Source organism: Ammoniphilus oxalaticus (assembly GCF_003609605.1).
Taxonomy (GTDB): Bacteria; Bacillota; Bacilli; order Aneurinibacillales; family RAOX-1; genus Ammoniphilus; species Ammoniphilus oxalaticus.
Genome location: NZ_MCHY01000008.1, coordinates 524,807 through 540,249 on the forward strand (window position 1 = coordinate 524,807; position 15,443 = coordinate 540,249).

Genomic DNA, 15,443 nt, shown 5'->3' on the forward strand with positions numbered 1-15,443 from the left:
ATAGATGGCTGATGTTTTGTCGCAACATGAAATAGATGCTTTGTTGACAGCCATATCGACGGGCGATTTAAAGGAACCCGAGCTCGAGGAGCCAAAAAAGATAAAAATATATGACTTCAAGCGGGCCGTTCGCTTTTCGAAGGACCAAATTCGAAATTTGGTCCGACTTCATGAAGGTTACGCGCGCTTATTAACGAGTTTTTTTTCTGCGCAATTGCGGACATTTGCTAGGGTGAGCGTCGCATCCGTTGATCAACTTTCATATGAAGAATTTATGCGGTCTATTCCTGAGAAGACGGTTCTGTCAACGTTTGAAGGCAAAGGGATCCAGGGTCTGATGTTAATGGAGATGAGTCCCTACATTACTTATGCGATCTTAGATCGACTATTCGGCGGATCGGGATCACCTACCGATATGGAATTGAGCAATGGATTGACTGAAATCGAAGTGTCTGTATTAGAACGAATGAATAGCCGAATTTTGGACCTGTTTCACGAATCTTGGCAGGACTTGATGGAAGTTGATCCTCAATTACTAGAATTAGAAACGAACCCGCAATTTGTGCAAATTGTTCCGCCAAATGAGACGGTCATCGTCATCTCATTCAGTGTGGAAATCGGTGAGACTTCAGGATTATTAAACTTCTGTTTACCATATGTCGTGCTGGAACCGATTATACCGAAGTTGACAACTCAACAGTTATTTTCGATGAATCGACGAGAAAAAACGGAGCAGGAAGGCGAAGGTCTAAAAGACTCAATGCAACGGGTTGAATTACCGCTTGTTGCTGAGTTAGGCGCCACTCGGATTAGCATTCAGGACTTTTTAAATCTGGAGGCAGGTGATGTGATTCAATTGGATCAGCCAGTTGACAGTATGTTAAATCTCAAGGTGGGCCCCGAGGTGAAATTTCAAGGGTACCCTGGCGAGAGAAAAGGTCGATTGGCCATTCGGATTGAGCGGGCATTCAGTGAAGGGGTGGATAAGGATGAGTGACAATCATATTTTGTCGCAAGATGAAATAAATGCGTTGTTGAGTGGGGGACTTGACAACGAGGAGACGGAACAAGAAAGTCAGACGGACGAGATTGATCAGTGGCTAACTCTAATGGAGCAGGACGCTCTAGGTGAGATCGGGAATATCTCACTAGGTAACGCGGCGACAAGTCTGTCGATTTTGCTTGGACAAGATGTTGATATAACTACCCCAAAAGTACATACAGTTCACCAAAGTGAATTTAAGGATTTGTTTCCGACTCCACACGTCGGTATTCATGTCGATTATACAGATGGTTTTTTAGGGATGAATCTGTTTGTGTTGCAGGATCAGGATGCTAAAATTATTGCGGATTTGATGATGGGCGGGACGGGTCGACCGCAGGAAGAGGAATTATCCGAGTTGCATCTTAGCGCTGTGCAAGAAGCGATGAACCAAATGATGGGATCTGCAGCAACATCCATGTCAACGCTATTTGATCGGCTTGTCAATATTACGCCGCCCGCGATCCGTGTTTTGGATGCAGCAGAAGGGGAGCTGCCGTATTTTTCGGAGGATATCATTATCGGGGTTTCGTTTCGCTTAAAAATAGGCGAGCTTGTTGACTCAAATATGATTCAATTAATCCCTCTTTCTTTTGCAAAAGAAATGGTCGGAAGTTTACTAGGTGAGCCACAAACGCAAATGACTGAGGAACCTGTTGTTGACACGGCGTCTTCCGTCGCGGAAGTTGAAACGGAAGCATCTGAACCTGTTGAATTTCCTATCGAAACAGACGAACCTAGCGCTCCAGCGAGTGAAGCAGCTCAAAAGCAGGTGACCCCTGTTTCTTTTCCCTCGTTTACGGAACTTGATCTATCCGCCGTTCATGAGGGAAACTTAAATCTGCTGATGGATATTAAATTACAAGTATCAGTAGAATTAGGCAGATCGAAAAAGAAGATCAACGATATTTTAGGACTGCATAATGGATCCATAGTTGAATTAGAGCGATTGGCTGGAGAGCCTGTCGACGTTCTCGTTAATAATAAATTGATTGCAAAAGGTGAAGTGGTTGTACTAGGTGAAAATTTTGCTGTGCGCCTAACCGAAATCTTAAATTCCGCCGATCGTCTAAAAGATTAATAATCATTTGCCCTTTATTTTTAGAAGGGCGTTTTTTAATCTCTGCTAAAATAAATTATCTTGCTGCTGCGCGCTCATTCAGTTAAACAAAATCCGATAAGTTGCCGATAAAACACAGTAGAATAGTTGGTAACGAATAGGAGGTTTCGCTGATGGAAATCAATCGTGTTTCCCCTGTGACGAATAGACAATTACCGTTGGATCAACCTGATTCAAAAGAGCGATCGAAAGAAGAAAAGCAAGCTGATCGCGAGCAAGATATGGTTGCAAAACAGCCTGCGACAGAGAAAGACATGGCTAGGGCAGTTGAAGGATTAAATAAAATGTTTGAATCGGCGCATACGCATATTCAATTTACTTATCACGAAGAACTTGGCAAGTATTATGTACAAATTATTGATGAAAATGATGAAGTCATCAAAGAGATCCCCTCCAAAAAAATACTCGATATGGTTACGGAAATGGGTAAAGCGTTGGGCCTCATTTTCGATAGAAAAGTATAGAAAGGGCGGTGCTAAACAGTGATCAGTCAAGTCCGTTTTAGTGGACTCGCCTCCGGATTAGACACAGAGAATATTATTAAAAATTTAATGTCCGCTGAACGCATGCCGTTAAATAAAATGTTACAACAAAAACAATGGCAGGAATGGCAGCAAGAAGCGTATCGGGAAGCGAATAATAAGTTGCTAGATTTGCGCAGCTCAATGGAGAAATTGCGATTAAGCGGCTCGTTTAATCAATCGAAAGTAAGTTCATCGAATACATCTGCAGTTGATGTTAGTAGAGTGGGAAATCCAAGTTTGGAAAATTATACGATAACGGTTAATAAGCTTGCAGAACCCGCCCAACCCGCATCGGTGAAGTTTAATAAAATTAATATAGAAAATTCAAATATGGAATTAAAAGAGGAATTTAGCTTCAAGTTGAGCAATGGCGAAAAAAATAAAGATGGTTCGATCAAGGAAGATACAATTAAAGTATTGAAAACGGATACGATTAATACAGTCATCTCTAAAATTAACGCCCAATCCAATAAGACGGGTGTTACCGCTTTTCTTTCTGAAGGGGACGAAGGAAAAAGAATTGTTTTGACTTCAACTGAATCCGGAAAGGATTCTAACATTATTGTAAGTGACATTGATTATACTGGTGAACAAGGGGAGAATCCGCTAGGAATAGTGGACGGAAAGATGACGATACCTTTTGAGGGTGAACCTTCGCATAATTTTAACCTGGAGGAAGGTTTAGGTGGTTCCGTAAACAGTGGAAACGCTGGATCTGCTGGGATCATCACTATCAACGGGATGACGATTGAAACAAAAACTAACACCTTTACCTACGATGGAATGCGAATTAATTTAAAAAGCGCGAGTGACGGTCCGATCACGATCAACAAACAAACCGATACCGACGCTATTTTCAATGACATCAAAGGTTTTGTCGATAAATATAATGAAGTGATTGAGAGCTTAAATGGCAAATTAAGCGAAAAAAAATATAGAGATTTCCCGCCCTTGTTAGCAGAGCAAAAAGAAGATATGAAAGAAAAAGAAATCGAATTGTGGGAAGAAAAAGCAAAAAGCGGCTTACTCCGCAGCGATCCCCTTATTTCTAATGTGCTTACAAGTATGCGAACAAGCCTATATACATCCGTTTCTGTGATGGGAGAGGATGGAGAAGTTGAGAAAAAGTTGTCGTTAAGTCAATTTGGAATCACGACGAGCGATGATTATTTCGAAAATGGCAAGCTGGTGCTGGATGAAAATAAGTTGAAGGAAGCGATCACCAATAATTTAGACGATGTGAAAGCATTCTTCGCTCAATCTTCTAAAGAGGACGGCACAACGCTAAACAATCGAAAAAAACATGAGGAAAGTGGAATCGGCTACAGAATTTATAATCAACTGAACGAGTCAATGAAAGAGTTGACCGCAAAGGCAGGTTCAACCTCGAAGGTAGATAATAGCGTCTTGGGCAAAAGCATTGGACGGATCAATGATCAAATTAGTGATTTTGAACGGCGATTATCTTTAGTTGAGAGTCGATACTGGAAACAGTTTACCGCGATGGAGAAGGCCATTCAACAGGCCAATTCACAAAGTGGTTGGTTAATGCAGCAATTCGGTGGAATGTAAAGGGTTGGTGAATAACTATGTTACAAGAGAAAGAAGAGCTTTTTCAACAATATTATAAGACAACCTTTTTAGCCGTTTCTTCATCTGACCCTGAGGAAATTGTCACGTTCGTCAATAAACGAGAAGAGTTGATTGAGAAAATACAGGAGATCAATGCCACAGGGACGACGGAATTTAATGAGAAAACAAAGCAAATTATTCACAATATACTCGTGCTGGAAGCGGATTTGATCAGCAAGATGGAGAAGTTAAAGCAAGATGCCCAGGAACAAATTAGCTCGCTGAATGGCGCGAAAAAGTTACGAAGTCAATACGAACAAATGTATACAATGACAGATGGAGCTTTTTATGATAAACGGGGATAAGGAGAGGTGTTAGGCAGATGTTATCATCATCAACAAAGGCGCGCGAAACATACCAGAGAAACCAGGTTCAGACAGCGTCGCCCGGTGAATTAACCCTCATGCTTTATAATGGACTTGTCAGGAATATAAAACAGGCTAAGCAGTCAATCGAGGCGAAGCAAATTGAGGCCTCTCATTCTTTTATAATACGCGCTCAGGACATTATTACGGAACTGATGATTACGTTAAACATGGAGTATGATATCTCGAAGCAACTGATGCCTCTCTATGATTATATGAAGCAGTCACTCATCGAAGTGAATCTAAAGAAAGATCTGGATAAACTAGCTGAAGTAGAGGGAATGGCTGCGGAATTGAGAGAAACTTGGGCGCAAGCAATTAAATTAGCCAAGCAACCATAAAATCTTGAACCTTCATCAAGTTACTGGAAATAGTTGACCATTTAAGGCCAACACCGTTGTGCTGGCCTTTTCGCTTTTAAAAAGAAATAGGAATTAATAGAAGTTCATTGTCTTTTCGTACATATTGCTCTATTATTTATATAATTAGAGACTTTATACACACATAAAATGAATTGGCTCTCCTAATTGATCTAGATTCATTTATAGATGATTCAAAATATATTAATAGCATGATGGAGGGAAGGTATGTCACACAAGGTTTTAGTCGTCGACGATGCTGCTTTTATGAGAATGATGATCAAGGAAATTTTAACTAAAAATGGTTTTACTGTTGTTGCCGAGGCGGGAGACGGCATTCAAGCCATTGAGAAATATAAGGAATACACTCCCGATCTAGTAACAATGGACATTACGATGCCGGAGATGGATGGAATTACGGCTGTGAAAGAAATACGCAAGATCAATCCAGATGCAAAAATTATTATGTGTTCCGCAATGGGACAGCAAGCGATGGTCATTGACGCGATTCAGGCGGGGGCCAAAGATTTCATTGTAAAACCATTTCAAGCGGACCGCGTGCTGGAGGCCATTCGTAAAATACTAACTTAAATCTAGATTGGAGATGTTGATAGAATGAGGAAGACAAAAGTATTGGTCGTCGATGATTCCGCCTTTATGAGAAAAGTGTTATCCGAGATTCTATCAACAGATGCAGGGATCGAAGTTGTTGGGACAGCAAGAAACGGTCAGGATGCGATCGCGAAGGTAGCGGAAATAAAGCCTGATGTTGTGACAATGGATATAGAAATGCCAAAAATGGACGGAATCGAAGCGTTGCGCTTTTTGATGGAAAACAATCCATTGCCAATTGTCATGATTAGTAGTTTAACGCAACAAGGCGCCGATGCGACAGTTCAAGCGTTGGAGTTAGGCGCGATTGACTTTATTTCTAAACCAAGCGGAGCTATCTCGCTAGATATACATAAGGTAAAAGAACAGATCATTGAAAAAGTTAAATCGGCTGCGCAAGCAAACCCCAAACGGATAATGGCTGTTTTAAAAAGGGATCAAACGAAGATCAACGTTTTGAACCAGCGGGAACCGCGCGGTTTGTTGCAAACGGCTACAACGAGCGCGCCGCACTTGATCGTGATTGGAGTTTCCACCGGCGGACCGAATGCGTTGAAATGTTTACTTGAGGAGCTGCCGGAAGATTTTCCAGCAGCTCTTTTTATCGTTCAGCACATGCCGGCTAGATTTACAAAGTCACTGGCTCGTCGTCTTAATGACGTTTGTGAACTCCAAGTGCGGGAAGCTGAGCAAGGAGTCGTTGCGCAGGCTGGCTATGCTTATATTGCGCCGGGGGATTACCATATGGAGATACGCGCTCGCCATCGAGGGGGATGGCAAATTGAGTTGAATCAAGATGATCCAGTTGGTAGTCATCGACCATCCGTCGATAAGCTCTTTGAATCGGTTTCAAAACTGAATCATCCAAGTAAAATCGCGATCATTTTAACCGGTATGGGTAGTGATGGCACGAAAGGCCTGGAATTGATGAAACAAAGCGGATGTCGGGAAGCGATTGCCGAGGCTGAAAGTTCTTGTGTTATTTTTGGAATGCCGCGGGCCGCGATCCATTCAGGCAATATTGACCGCATTTTGCCGATTCATGAGATAGGACCGTATTTAACGAAAAAATTGATAAACAGAACTGAATGATGACTGCGTATCAATGGGGAGGAAACGGGGTATGGAAATGAATCAGTACCTGAATCTGTTTATTGAAGAATCGAGGGAGCATTTACAGGCGCTAAATGAACACTTGCTTTCTCTTGAAACAGAACCTAAAAATGAAGGCATGGTTCGGGAGATCTTTCGTTCGGCGCATACATTAAAAGGAATGTCCGCAACGATGGGTTATGAGGATATGGCAAGCTTGACCCATGAGATGGAAAATGTTTTGGACGAAGTGCGCAATGGGAAAATGTCGGTTAGTCCAGAAATGATGGACATTCTTTTTCAATGTGTCGATTACTTGGAAGAAATGGTCCACTCGATTTCAAATCAGGGTGATGGTCGTTTAGACGTCAGTTCCGTTGTAAGCGGGTTAAAAAGAATTTTGTCTGGGAAGGAGGTTGCTGCCTCATCCGCACTTCCTCCTGTAGGTTCTACTGATGTCTCCGAAGTAAATCTATTGCAAGATGAAGAGCTTGATTGGACCTTTGATGAATTTGAATTAACGGTTATTAGACAATCAATGGAAAGTGGCTTTACTGTATTTTGGGTTCGCACCGCCATTTCAATTGATTGTGTCATGAAGGCAGCGCGTGCTTACATTGTTTATAGTGGCTTAGAAGCGCACGGAGAAATCATCAAATGTGTTCCCCCTGTGGAAGAACTTGAACAAGAGAAGATGGATCGGCTATTCGACATTGTGCTCATTACGGATAAACAAAACGAAGATTTAGAAAAAGTTGTGCTTGAAGTTGCTGAAGTCGACTCAGTAACAATCAAGCAGCTCGACCCTCACCAATTTTTGTATTCCACTTCTAATGAAATAGATGTTGCGACGCCTGATGTAAATCCATTGGAAGAAGCTGTACAAGCGACGAAGGAAACGGCGCAGGTCCCTAAAAAAGAAACGAGAACTAAAACATCAAGTTTTCATCAGACGATTCGAGTTGATATTGAAAAACTGGATATTTTGATGAACTTATTTAGTGAACTTGTCATTGATCGTGGCCGCCTGGAGCAAATCGCCCGAGAATTACGTCACAACGGTTTACTCGAAACAGTCGAGCATATGAATCGTATTTCAGGCGACTTACAAAACACGATCTTAACGATTCGCATGATTCCGTTGGATTCTGTCTTTAATCGGTTTCCGCGCATGATCCGTGATTTAACGCGGGAACTAGACAAAAAGATTGAACTTGTGATCGAAGGTGCCGATACGGAATTAGACCGCACGTTGATTGATGAAATTGGCGATCCGCTTGTTCACCTGTTGAGAAATTCGGCCGATCATGGCATTGAGAATCCTAAGCAGCGACTTGAAGCGGGCAAATCAGAAACGGGAACTATTTTTCTGCGCGCCTATTACAGCGGCAATCACGTGATGATTGAAGTAGAGGACAATGGGAAAGGAATCGGACGAGAAGGCGTTCTTAAAAAGGCGCTCGAGCAAAATTTGATTACCGAGCAGCAAGTTGGATCATTAACTGACAAGCAAGTACATGAACTGTTGTTTAATTCTGGTTTTAGCACAGCAGAACAAATTTCTGGCGTGTCGGGACGCGGCGTTGGCCTTGATGTTGTTAAAACGGGAATTGAAGCGTTAGGCGGGACTATTTCCGTTGATTCAACACCTGGTGTAGGGACACGTTTCCTCATTCAACTCCCATTAACGTTGTCGATCATTTCATCGATGCTGGTCCAAGTTGAGCATGAAGTATATGCTGTGCCGTTGAGTTCAATTATGGAAACAGCCGTGTTTAGTCGGGATCAAATTATGAGTGTTCAACAACGCGAAGTTATTGATTTCCGCGGGAAAATCGTTCCACTCATTAATTTGAAAGAGATTTTCCAACTCCCGAATCAAGACGTCTCTCTTCAAGAAGAGGTGTCTGTGCTCATTATTCGTAAAGGGGAAAAAATGGCGGGTTTGATCATTGATTCGTTCATTGGTCAGCAGGATATTGTTTTAAAATCGCTCGGAAAATACTTGCCAAATGTGTTTGCTATTTCTGGAGCAACGATACTTGGCAACGGACAAGTGGCTCTGATCATTGATTGTAATCAATTGATTCGATAATCGATTGATTTAGTGAAGGGGGAAAAAACGTGATAGGACAGGAGGAACAGGCAACGCAACAAATGAAAGTCATCGTTTTTCAATTGTTTGAAAATCAATTTGGAGTGGATGTAAGTCAGGTCAGGTCAATTGAACGTGTCGTAGAGATTACAAAAGTGCCGCGCGTTCCAAGTTTTGTAAAAGGAGTCATTCATTTGCGGGGAGCCGTCATTCCAGTCATTGATCTTAAGGAGCGTTTGATGCTTGACGAGCAACCATTGACAGATGATTCGCGTATCATCTTACTAATTGTAAATGGGTATGAAGTTGGGGCGATCGTTGATGCTGCAAGCGATGTCGTTGATATTCCGTTGGAAGCAATTGAGCCCCCGCCCCAAATGATGGCCGCGGGAGTCGATATGAAGTTTCTTCGCGGTATCGCCAAATTGTCAGATCAATTATTGGTTTTGCTTGATTTGGATCGGGTATTGAATACGGAAGAGATCGAACAGATTTTCGAAGGAGAAGGTCTGGGCACATGAAAAGGACAAAAAATATATTTGGGGAATTGCAGTTAGATGTGTTAAGGGAAATTGGAAACATTGGTTCGGGGCACGCGACGACGGCCCTTGCCCAGTTGACGGGCAAGCCGATTGAAATGATGGCGCCGACGGCGCGAATCTTGGATTTTAATGAAGTGGCAAATTTGGCTGGGGGTCCTGAGGCCGTCGTTGTAACCGTATATTTGCGGGTGATTGGCGATTTGAAAGGGAGTATGTTTTTCACCTTAAGCGATGACCTAGCAAAACAGTTGTTAGAAACGTTATTAGCTTCATCTCCAGTCGAAAATAAGTTTTCTGAAATGGAAATTTCAGCGCTGAATGAAATCGGTAATATTTTAATCGGTTCCTATTTGAGCGCCTTGGTTGATTTGACCCAATTGAACGCGCAACCGTCAGTTCCGTCTTTAGCCGTTGATATGGCTGGGGCAATCTTAAGTATTGGTTTGATTGAATTAAGTCAAACGAGTGACTTTGCGATTGCGATCGATACGTCATTTCTTGATGGTCAAAAAGCTTTGGAGGGACATTTCTTTTTTATGCCTGACCCTCATTCAATCGAAAAAGTTTTTACCTCTCTAGGAGTACCTTTTGATGAATGTAGTTAAAGTCGGCATGGCTGATTTGAACGTCGCTCGCTCGCCGGATAAAATTAGAACGATCGGTCTCGGATCGTGTGTTGGGATCACGTTATATGATCATGTTGCAAAAATCGGCGGGATGGCCCACATTATGTTGCCATCCGCCAGTTTAGTCAAAGAAGGATTGAACCCCGCCAAGTTTGCGGATACGGCTATTCCCGTTTTGATTGACCGTTTGGTTAGGATGGGTGTAGATCGGCGACGCTTAATTGCTAAAATTGCGGGCGGAGCCCAGATGTTTCCATTTGCTGGAGCGAGTGATATTATGCGAATTGGTCCGCGTAATGTCGAGGCCTGTAAACAAGCGTTAAAAAATGCTGGAATTCCATTGCATGCGGAAGATACTGGGGGCAATTGGGGGCGCACCTTGGAAATGGATTGTATGACAGGGAAATTAGAGGTTAAATCCTTTAATCGTGGCGTAAAGCTGATTTAACCGCTTAGTTGCAATCCTAAAATACATATGGTATATTTAACAACAGTGTGAAAATACACACGCTAAACAGATTCAAGTAAGGGTGCTATTTTGAACTGAAATAGTCTTAGTTGAAGTGGATGTTTAGCGGAGGAACATAAAACCATGAAGGAGGTGTTGTGAAGATGGCAGTAATCTCGATGAAACAATTGCTTGAGGCTGGGGTTCATTTTGGACACCAAACTCGACGTTGGAATCCAAAGATGGCTAAATATATCTTCACTGAGCGAAACGGTATTTACATTATTGATTTACAGAAGACAGTTAAGAAAGTGGAAGAGGCTTATAACTTCATTCGCGAAACAGCGGCAAACGGCGGTAAGATTCTGTTTGTTGGAACGAAGAAACAAGCGCAAGAATCAGTAAAGGACGAAGCGGAACGCTGCGATATGTTTTACATTAACCAACGTTGGTTGGGCGGAACGTTAACGAACTTCTCGACGATTCAAAAGCGTATCAATCGTTTACATGAATTGGAATCTTGGGGTACAGACGGAACATTCGATGTTCTTCCTAAGAAAGAAGTTGTTCTACTTAACAAAGAGCAAGATCGCCTTGAAAAATTCTTAGGCGGAATCAAGCATATGCGCGCGCTTCCTGACGCTGTATTTATCATCGACCCTCGCAAAGAGCGGATCGCTGTTGCAGAAGCTCGGAAATTAGGTATTCCGATCATCGCGATTGTAGATACAAACTGTGATCCAGACGAAATTGATTATGTAATTCCAGGTAATGATGACGCGATTCGAGCGGTCAAACTATTGACGGCGAAAGTTGCGGATGCCATTATCGAAGGAAATCAAGGTGAACAAACAACCGCGTAATCTCTAAGGGTGGCCTAAGGGTGATAAAACCCTTGCCACCCTTTTTTAACTGAATTTCAGCACATGCCTTTAGCGAGGCGTACAATCGATTTTACACTTTAAAATAATACATATGATGAAGGAGGATCTTTATGTCTATAACTGCCAGTATGGTAAAAGAGTTACGTGAAAAAACAGGCGCTGGAATGATGGATTGTAAGAGGGCATTACAAGATGCTGAGGGGGATATGGATCGCGCAGCAGAGATTCTTCGTGAAAAAGGAATGGCTCAAGCTGCAAAGAAATCGGATCGAATTGCTGCGGAAGGACTTGCTGTTGTTGAAGTGAGCGGGGACTACGCCATTGCAGTTGAAATTAACTCCGAAACCGATTTCGTTGCGAAAAATGAAGGTTTCCAAGCTTTAACAAAGGAAATTGCGACTCATTTAGTTGAAACGCGTCCTGCTGATGTTGAGGCTGCATTAGCCGCTCCAATTGGGGATAGCGCAACGTTACAAGAATACTTAAATGCAAAAGTAGCGCAAATCGGTGAAAGAATTGACCTACGACGTTTTGCAATCTTAGAAAAGCCTGAATCTGGTGTTTGTGGAAGCTACGTACATATGGGCGGAAGTATCGCAGTTATTGTCGCTGTAGATGGTTCGACAGACGAAGGGCTAGCTAGAGATATGGCTATGCATATTGCCGCTGCAAAACCTCGTTACGTTTCTCGCGATCAAGTAAGCGCGGAAGAGGTTGAGAAGGAAAGAGAATTCCTGAAAACACAGGCGTTAAACGAAGGGAAATCAGCTAACATCGTTGAAAAGATGGTAGAAGGACGACTCGGAAAGTTCTTTGAAGATATTTGTGTAAACGATCAAGCCTTTATTAAGGACCCTGATAAAAAGGTTGGGAAATTATTAAGCGAGCAAGGCGCGTCAATCGTTTCCTTTGTCCGTTATGAAGTAGGAGAAGGGCTAGAAAAACGTGAAGAAAACTTCGCTGAAGAAGTATTGGCCCAAACGAAGAAAGACTAAAGGAGAAGAGGGGAACACAAAGTGTTCCCCTTTTTATCAATTACGCTTTGGCTAATGGATGAATCAGTTAAAATAGATGTATTGAGACCTAAGCTTGCATACATATAGAACATTAGAAACGGAGGGTGAAGAATGCCTCAACCGGCCTATAAAAGGGTTGTTTTAAAATTAAGCGGCGAAGCTTTAGCAGGAGATATGGGGTATGGAATTGAAGCATCCGTTATTTCTTCTATTGCGGAACAGATCAAGGAAATTGTAAAATTAGGGGTACAGGTTGCAATCGTTGTAGGCGGCGGAAATATATGGCGGGGCATTGCCGGCAGCGCCAAAGGGATTGATCGAGCAACAGCTGACTACATGGGGATGCTAGCAACTGTAATGAATAGTATGGCTTTACAAGATGGGTTGGAAAAAACGGGTGTGCCGACTCGTGTTCAAACCTCCATTGAAATGCGACAAGTAGCTGAACCGTATATCCGCAGGAAAGCGATTCGCCACTTGGAGAAAGACCGCGTCGTCATCTTTGCCGCGGGCACGGGCAATCCATATTTCTCCACGGATACAACTGCCGCGTTACGAGCCGCTGAAATCGAGGCGGAAGTCATTTTGATGGCAAAAAACAAAGTTGATGGCGTCTATAATTCAGATCCTTCTATAAACCCAGATGCTATAAAATACGATAATCTGTCCTTTTTGGATGTTCTGAACCAAGGATTAGGCGTAATGGATTCAACCGCATCGTCTTTATGTATGGACAATCATATTCCACTCGTTGTATTCTCGATAATGGAAGAAGGCAATATTAAGAGGGCAATTATGGGTGAAAAAATAGGTACGATAGTAAAGGGGTAATGGATATGCCGCAAAATATAATAAAAGACGCAGAAGATCGTATGAGTAAATCAATCGATACGTTAAGAAGAGACTTAGCTTCCTTACGCGCCGGCAGAGCAACTCCAGCTCTATTGGATAAAGTGCAAGTCGACTATTATGGGACACCTACACCTGTGACGCAAATGGCGAATGTGTCCGTTCCTGAGCCACGTATGATTACGATCCAACCATGGGATAAAACCCAGTTGAGCGAGATCGAAAGGGCGATTCAAAAATCCGATCTTGGTTTGACGCCTTCCAACGATGGAAATATCATTCGTTTGAGCATCCCAGCGTTAACAGAGGAGAGAAGAACGGATTTAGTAAGATTGGTGAAAAAAGAAGGCGAAGAAGCGAAGGTTGCGGTGCGAAATGTGCGTCGCGACGTTAACGATTCCTTTAAAAAGCTGGAAAGAGACGGAGAACTCTCTGAAGATGATCTGAAACGCACGCAAGAACAAGTACAAAAGACGACCGATTCGTTTATTTCCCAGGTGGATCAAATTGTCCAAGATAAAGAAAAAGAGATTATGGAAGTATAGCTTAGAAGCGCAATATGCCCCCGTTTGGGGGCATATGTATATTGCCTTTTTTTGGGGGAAAACTTATGTTAAACAGGTTTAGCAAATGGATCCAAGGTCAAGAAAGCGAGTCGTTTCCGCTTGATCTTGATAAGATTCCGAGCCATATTGCGATTATTATGGATGGGAATGGACGTTGGGCAAGAAAACGAGGCCTGCCGCGGGTCGCTGGACATCGGGCGGGCATGCGAACCGTGCGGGAAATCACAAGAGCCGCGAGTGATCTCGGAGTCAAATATTTAACGTTGTACGCTTTCTCAACGGAAAATTGGAAAAGACCCAAGGATGAAGTGGAATTTTTAATGCGTCTTCCGCAAGAATACCTGTTAACTGAATTGGAAGAATTGATTGAACAAAACGTGCAGGTGCGAATGTTGGGAAAACAAGAGCAATTGCCGAATGACACATTAGACGCTGTTTATCAGGCGCAAGAAAGAACAAAGGAAAATACAGGGCTTATTTTAAATTTTGCGCTAAATTACGGTAGTCGCGATGAATTATTGCATGCAATTCAACAAATTGCCAGTGAAGCGCAATCAGGGAATTTGAATCCTGAGGACATCACAGCACAAGCTCTAAACCGTTTTCTGTATACAGCTGGTATGCCTGATCCTGATTTGTTGATCCGAACAAGCGGCGAGTTGCGGTTAAGCAACTTCATGTTATGGCAGTTAGCCTATGCCGAAATGTTTTTCTGTGAGGTGTTATGGCCTGATTTCTCCAAAGAGGAATTTTATAAAGCAATATCCGAATATCAACACCGAAACCGCCGTTACGGTGCTCTCTAAGGGTGAGTGAAGCGCATTGACAAAAAGAATTATAACGGGGGCGATAGGGGGAATTGGATTCCTTTCCCTCCTTTATCTTGGAGGAACGGCTTACGGAGTCCTCCTTTTTTTCATCGTTTTTTTAGGCTTTTATGAATGGTTACGTATGAATAGCATACATATTTGGGACATATCTTCTATCATAGGTTTTATATTTACGATCTATTATTTTTTACCAACCCGTTTCTACGGTGGACCGACAATCGAAGCGGTCCTGTTGGAGGTGCTGCTCCTTCTACTCGTTCCCGTCATGACAAAAAACAAGAGCTCCATTCATGAAGTGGCTTACATCTTGTTGGGCTCCCTTTATTTAGGAACATCTTTTCATTTAATGATGGAGACCAGGTTGCTAACGGAAGGATTCGCTATTACATTAACGATCTTAATTGCCGTTTGGACAACCGATTCTGCCGCATATTTTGTTGGTAAAGCAATTGGAAAACATAAGCTTTGGCCAGCGATTAGTCCGAATAAAACGATTGAAGGTTCGTTAGGCGGTATTGTTTTTGCGATTGTTTTTGTGGCGGTGGTCAATTTGTTCGTTGGCGGAGCAACTTTTTTCCATGCCATCTTAATTGCGTTAACTGTGGCGATAAGCGGACAGTTGGGAGATTTGGTTGAATCGGCTGTGAAACGGGCATTGGATGTAAAAGATTCTGGAAGAATCTTACCGGGGCATGGGGGGATCTTGGACCGTTTCGATAGTCTAATCTTTGTTTTCCCGGTGCTCTATCTTTTCACGTTAATCTAATAAATCAAAGCCTACGATGTAATTGTTAGGTATTGTTTTGTCGATTGCAAACGCTGGGATGCTATAGATAGAAGG

The 15,443-nt window shown here is 42.5% G+C and carries 18 protein-coding genes; all 18 read left to right on the forward strand.

What is annotated here, in order from left to right:
- The first annotated feature begins 4 nt into the window (after nucleotides 1-4).
- The 18 genes from fliM (at nucleotide 5) to BEP19_RS09025 (ending at nucleotide 15,368) form a co-directional block, all read left to right on the forward strand.
- Complete coding sequence (fliM, locus tag BEP19_RS08940) at nucleotides 5-997, forward strand: flagellar motor switch protein FliM (protein ID WP_120189512.1); 993 nt, start codon at nucleotides 5-7, stop codon at nucleotides 995-997.
- Entirely contained in the window at nucleotides 990-2,123 is a 1,134-nt protein-coding gene (gene fliY, locus BEP19_RS08945) for a flagellar motor switch phosphatase FliY (RefSeq protein ID WP_120189513.1), read from the forward strand. Before fliM ends, fliY begins: the two co-directional genes overlap by 8 nt.
- A gap of 152 nt (nucleotides 2,124-2,275) precedes the next feature.
- Nucleotides 2,276-2,626 (forward strand): flagellar protein FlaG, encoded by a 351-nt coding sequence (locus BEP19_RS08950; RefSeq protein ID WP_120189514.1) that lies wholly within the window; start codon nucleotides 2,276-2,278, stop codon nucleotides 2,624-2,626.
- 18 nt (nucleotides 2,627-2,644) lie between these two features.
- Nucleotides 2,645-4,258, forward strand: coding sequence for a flagellar hook-associated protein 2 (locus BEP19_RS08955; protein WP_120189515.1), 1,614 nt, complete (start codon nucleotides 2,645-2,647; stop codon nucleotides 4,256-4,258).
- A gap of 17 nt (nucleotides 4,259-4,275) precedes the next feature.
- Nucleotides 4,276-4,623 carry a flagellar protein FliT gene (gene fliT, locus BEP19_RS08960; RefSeq protein ID WP_120189516.1) on the forward strand — a complete coding sequence of 116 codons (348 nt, stop codon included), beginning with the start codon at nucleotides 4,276-4,278 and terminating at the stop codon, nucleotides 4,621-4,623.
- Between the two features lie 17 nt (nucleotides 4,624-4,640).
- Nucleotides 4,641-5,024: a flagellar export chaperone FliS gene (gene fliS / locus BEP19_RS08965; protein ID WP_120189517.1), complete on the forward strand. Its 384-nt coding sequence runs from the start codon at nucleotides 4,641-4,643 to the stop codon at nucleotides 5,022-5,024.
- Nucleotides 5,025-5,270: 246 nt separating this feature from the next.
- Entirely contained in the window at nucleotides 5,271-5,633 is a 363-nt protein-coding gene (locus BEP19_RS08970; RefSeq protein ID WP_120189518.1) for a response regulator, read from the forward strand.
- Nucleotides 5,634-5,657: 24 nt separating this feature from the next.
- Nucleotides 5,658-6,746 carry a protein-glutamate methylesterase/protein-glutamine glutaminase gene (locus BEP19_RS08975; protein ID WP_120189519.1) on the forward strand — a complete coding sequence of 363 codons (1,089 nt, stop codon included), beginning with the start codon at nucleotides 5,658-5,660 and terminating at the stop codon, nucleotides 6,744-6,746.
- Nucleotides 6,747-6,777: 31 nt separating this feature from the next.
- Nucleotides 6,778-8,841, forward strand: a complete 2,064-nt coding sequence (locus BEP19_RS08980) for a chemotaxis protein CheA (RefSeq protein WP_120189520.1) — start codon at nucleotides 6,778-6,780, stop codon at nucleotides 8,839-8,841.
- Between the two features lie 32 nt (nucleotides 8,842-8,873).
- Nucleotides 8,874-9,362, forward strand: coding sequence for a chemotaxis protein CheW (locus BEP19_RS08985; RefSeq protein ID WP_120189976.1), 489 nt, complete (start codon nucleotides 8,874-8,876; stop codon nucleotides 9,360-9,362).
- Entirely contained in the window at nucleotides 9,359-9,988 is a 630-nt protein-coding gene (locus BEP19_RS08990) for a chemotaxis protein CheC (protein WP_120189521.1), read from the forward strand. Before BEP19_RS08985 ends, BEP19_RS08990 begins: the two co-directional genes overlap by 4 nt.
- Nucleotides 9,975-10,457: a chemotaxis protein CheD gene (locus BEP19_RS08995; protein ID WP_120189522.1), complete on the forward strand. Its 483-nt coding sequence runs from the start codon at nucleotides 9,975-9,977 to the stop codon at nucleotides 10,455-10,457. The genes BEP19_RS08990 and BEP19_RS08995 overlap by 14 nt, the downstream gene beginning before the upstream one ends.
- Nucleotides 10,458-10,621: 164 nt before the next feature.
- The gene (rpsB, locus tag BEP19_RS09000) at nucleotides 10,622-11,320 is read left to right on the forward strand and encodes a 30S ribosomal protein S2 (protein WP_120189523.1); all 699 of its coding nucleotides are present in this window, start codon (nucleotides 10,622-10,624) and stop codon (nucleotides 11,318-11,320) included.
- A 131-nt stretch (nucleotides 11,321-11,451) separates the two neighbouring features.
- Entirely contained in the window at nucleotides 11,452-12,336 is an 885-nt protein-coding gene (tsf, locus tag BEP19_RS09005; protein WP_120189524.1) for a translation elongation factor Ts, read from the forward strand.
- Nucleotides 12,337-12,468: 132 nt separating this feature from the next.
- Nucleotides 12,469-13,188: a UMP kinase gene (gene pyrH, locus BEP19_RS09010; RefSeq protein WP_120189525.1), complete on the forward strand. Its 720-nt coding sequence runs from the start codon at nucleotides 12,469-12,471 to the stop codon at nucleotides 13,186-13,188.
- A gap of 5 nt (nucleotides 13,189-13,193) precedes the next feature.
- Complete coding sequence (gene frr / locus BEP19_RS09015) at nucleotides 13,194-13,751, forward strand: ribosome recycling factor (protein ID WP_120189526.1); 558 nt, start codon at nucleotides 13,194-13,196, stop codon at nucleotides 13,749-13,751.
- A gap of 65 nt (nucleotides 13,752-13,816) precedes the next feature.
- Nucleotides 13,817-14,578: an undecaprenyl pyrophosphate synthase gene (locus BEP19_RS09020; protein ID WP_120189977.1), complete on the forward strand. Its 762-nt coding sequence runs from the start codon at nucleotides 13,817-13,819 to the stop codon at nucleotides 14,576-14,578.
- A gap of 16 nt (nucleotides 14,579-14,594) precedes the next feature.
- Nucleotides 14,595-15,368 carry a phosphatidate cytidylyltransferase gene (locus BEP19_RS09025; RefSeq protein WP_120189527.1) on the forward strand — a complete coding sequence of 258 codons (774 nt, stop codon included), beginning with the start codon at nucleotides 14,595-14,597 and terminating at the stop codon, nucleotides 15,366-15,368.
- Nucleotides 15,369-15,443: the final 75 nt, after the last annotated feature.

Coding starts and splice junctions, on each gene's coding strand:
- fliM (WP_120189512.1), top strand. CDS start 5: ATGGCTGATGTTTTGTCGCAACATGAAATAGATGCTTTGTTGACAGCC.
- fliY (WP_120189513.1), top strand. CDS start 990: ATGAGTGACAATCATATTTTGTCGCAAGATGAAATAAATGCGTTGTTG.
- BEP19_RS08950 (WP_120189514.1), top strand. CDS start 2,276: ATGGAAATCAATCGTGTTTCCCCTGTGACGAATAGACAATTACCGTTG.
- fliT (WP_120189516.1), top strand. CDS start 4,276: ATGTTACAAGAGAAAGAAGAGCTTTTTCAACAATATTATAAGACAACC.
- fliS (WP_120189517.1), top strand. CDS start 4,641: ATGTTATCATCATCAACAAAGGCGCGCGAAACATACCAGAGAAACCAG.
- BEP19_RS08970 (WP_120189518.1), top strand. CDS start 5,271: ATGTCACACAAGGTTTTAGTCGTCGACGATGCTGCTTTTATGAGAATG.
- BEP19_RS08975 (WP_120189519.1), top strand. CDS start 5,658: ATGAGGAAGACAAAAGTATTGGTCGTCGATGATTCCGCCTTTATGAGA.
- BEP19_RS08980 (WP_120189520.1), top strand. CDS start 6,778: ATGGAAATGAATCAGTACCTGAATCTGTTTATTGAAGAATCGAGGGAG.
- BEP19_RS08990 (WP_120189521.1), top strand. CDS start 9,359: ATGAAAAGGACAAAAAATATATTTGGGGAATTGCAGTTAGATGTGTTA.
- BEP19_RS08995 (WP_120189522.1), top strand. CDS start 9,975: ATGAATGTAGTTAAAGTCGGCATGGCTGATTTGAACGTCGCTCGCTCG.
- rpsB (WP_120189523.1), top strand. CDS start 10,622: ATGGCAGTAATCTCGATGAAACAATTGCTTGAGGCTGGGGTTCATTTT.
- tsf (WP_120189524.1), top strand. CDS start 11,452: ATGTCTATAACTGCCAGTATGGTAAAAGAGTTACGTGAAAAAACAGGC.
- pyrH (WP_120189525.1), top strand. CDS start 12,469: ATGCCTCAACCGGCCTATAAAAGGGTTGTTTTAAAATTAAGCGGCGAA.
- frr (WP_120189526.1), top strand. CDS start 13,194: ATGCCGCAAAATATAATAAAAGACGCAGAAGATCGTATGAGTAAATCA.
- BEP19_RS09020 (WP_120189977.1), top strand. CDS start 13,817: ATGTTAAACAGGTTTAGCAAATGGATCCAAGGTCAAGAAAGCGAGTCG.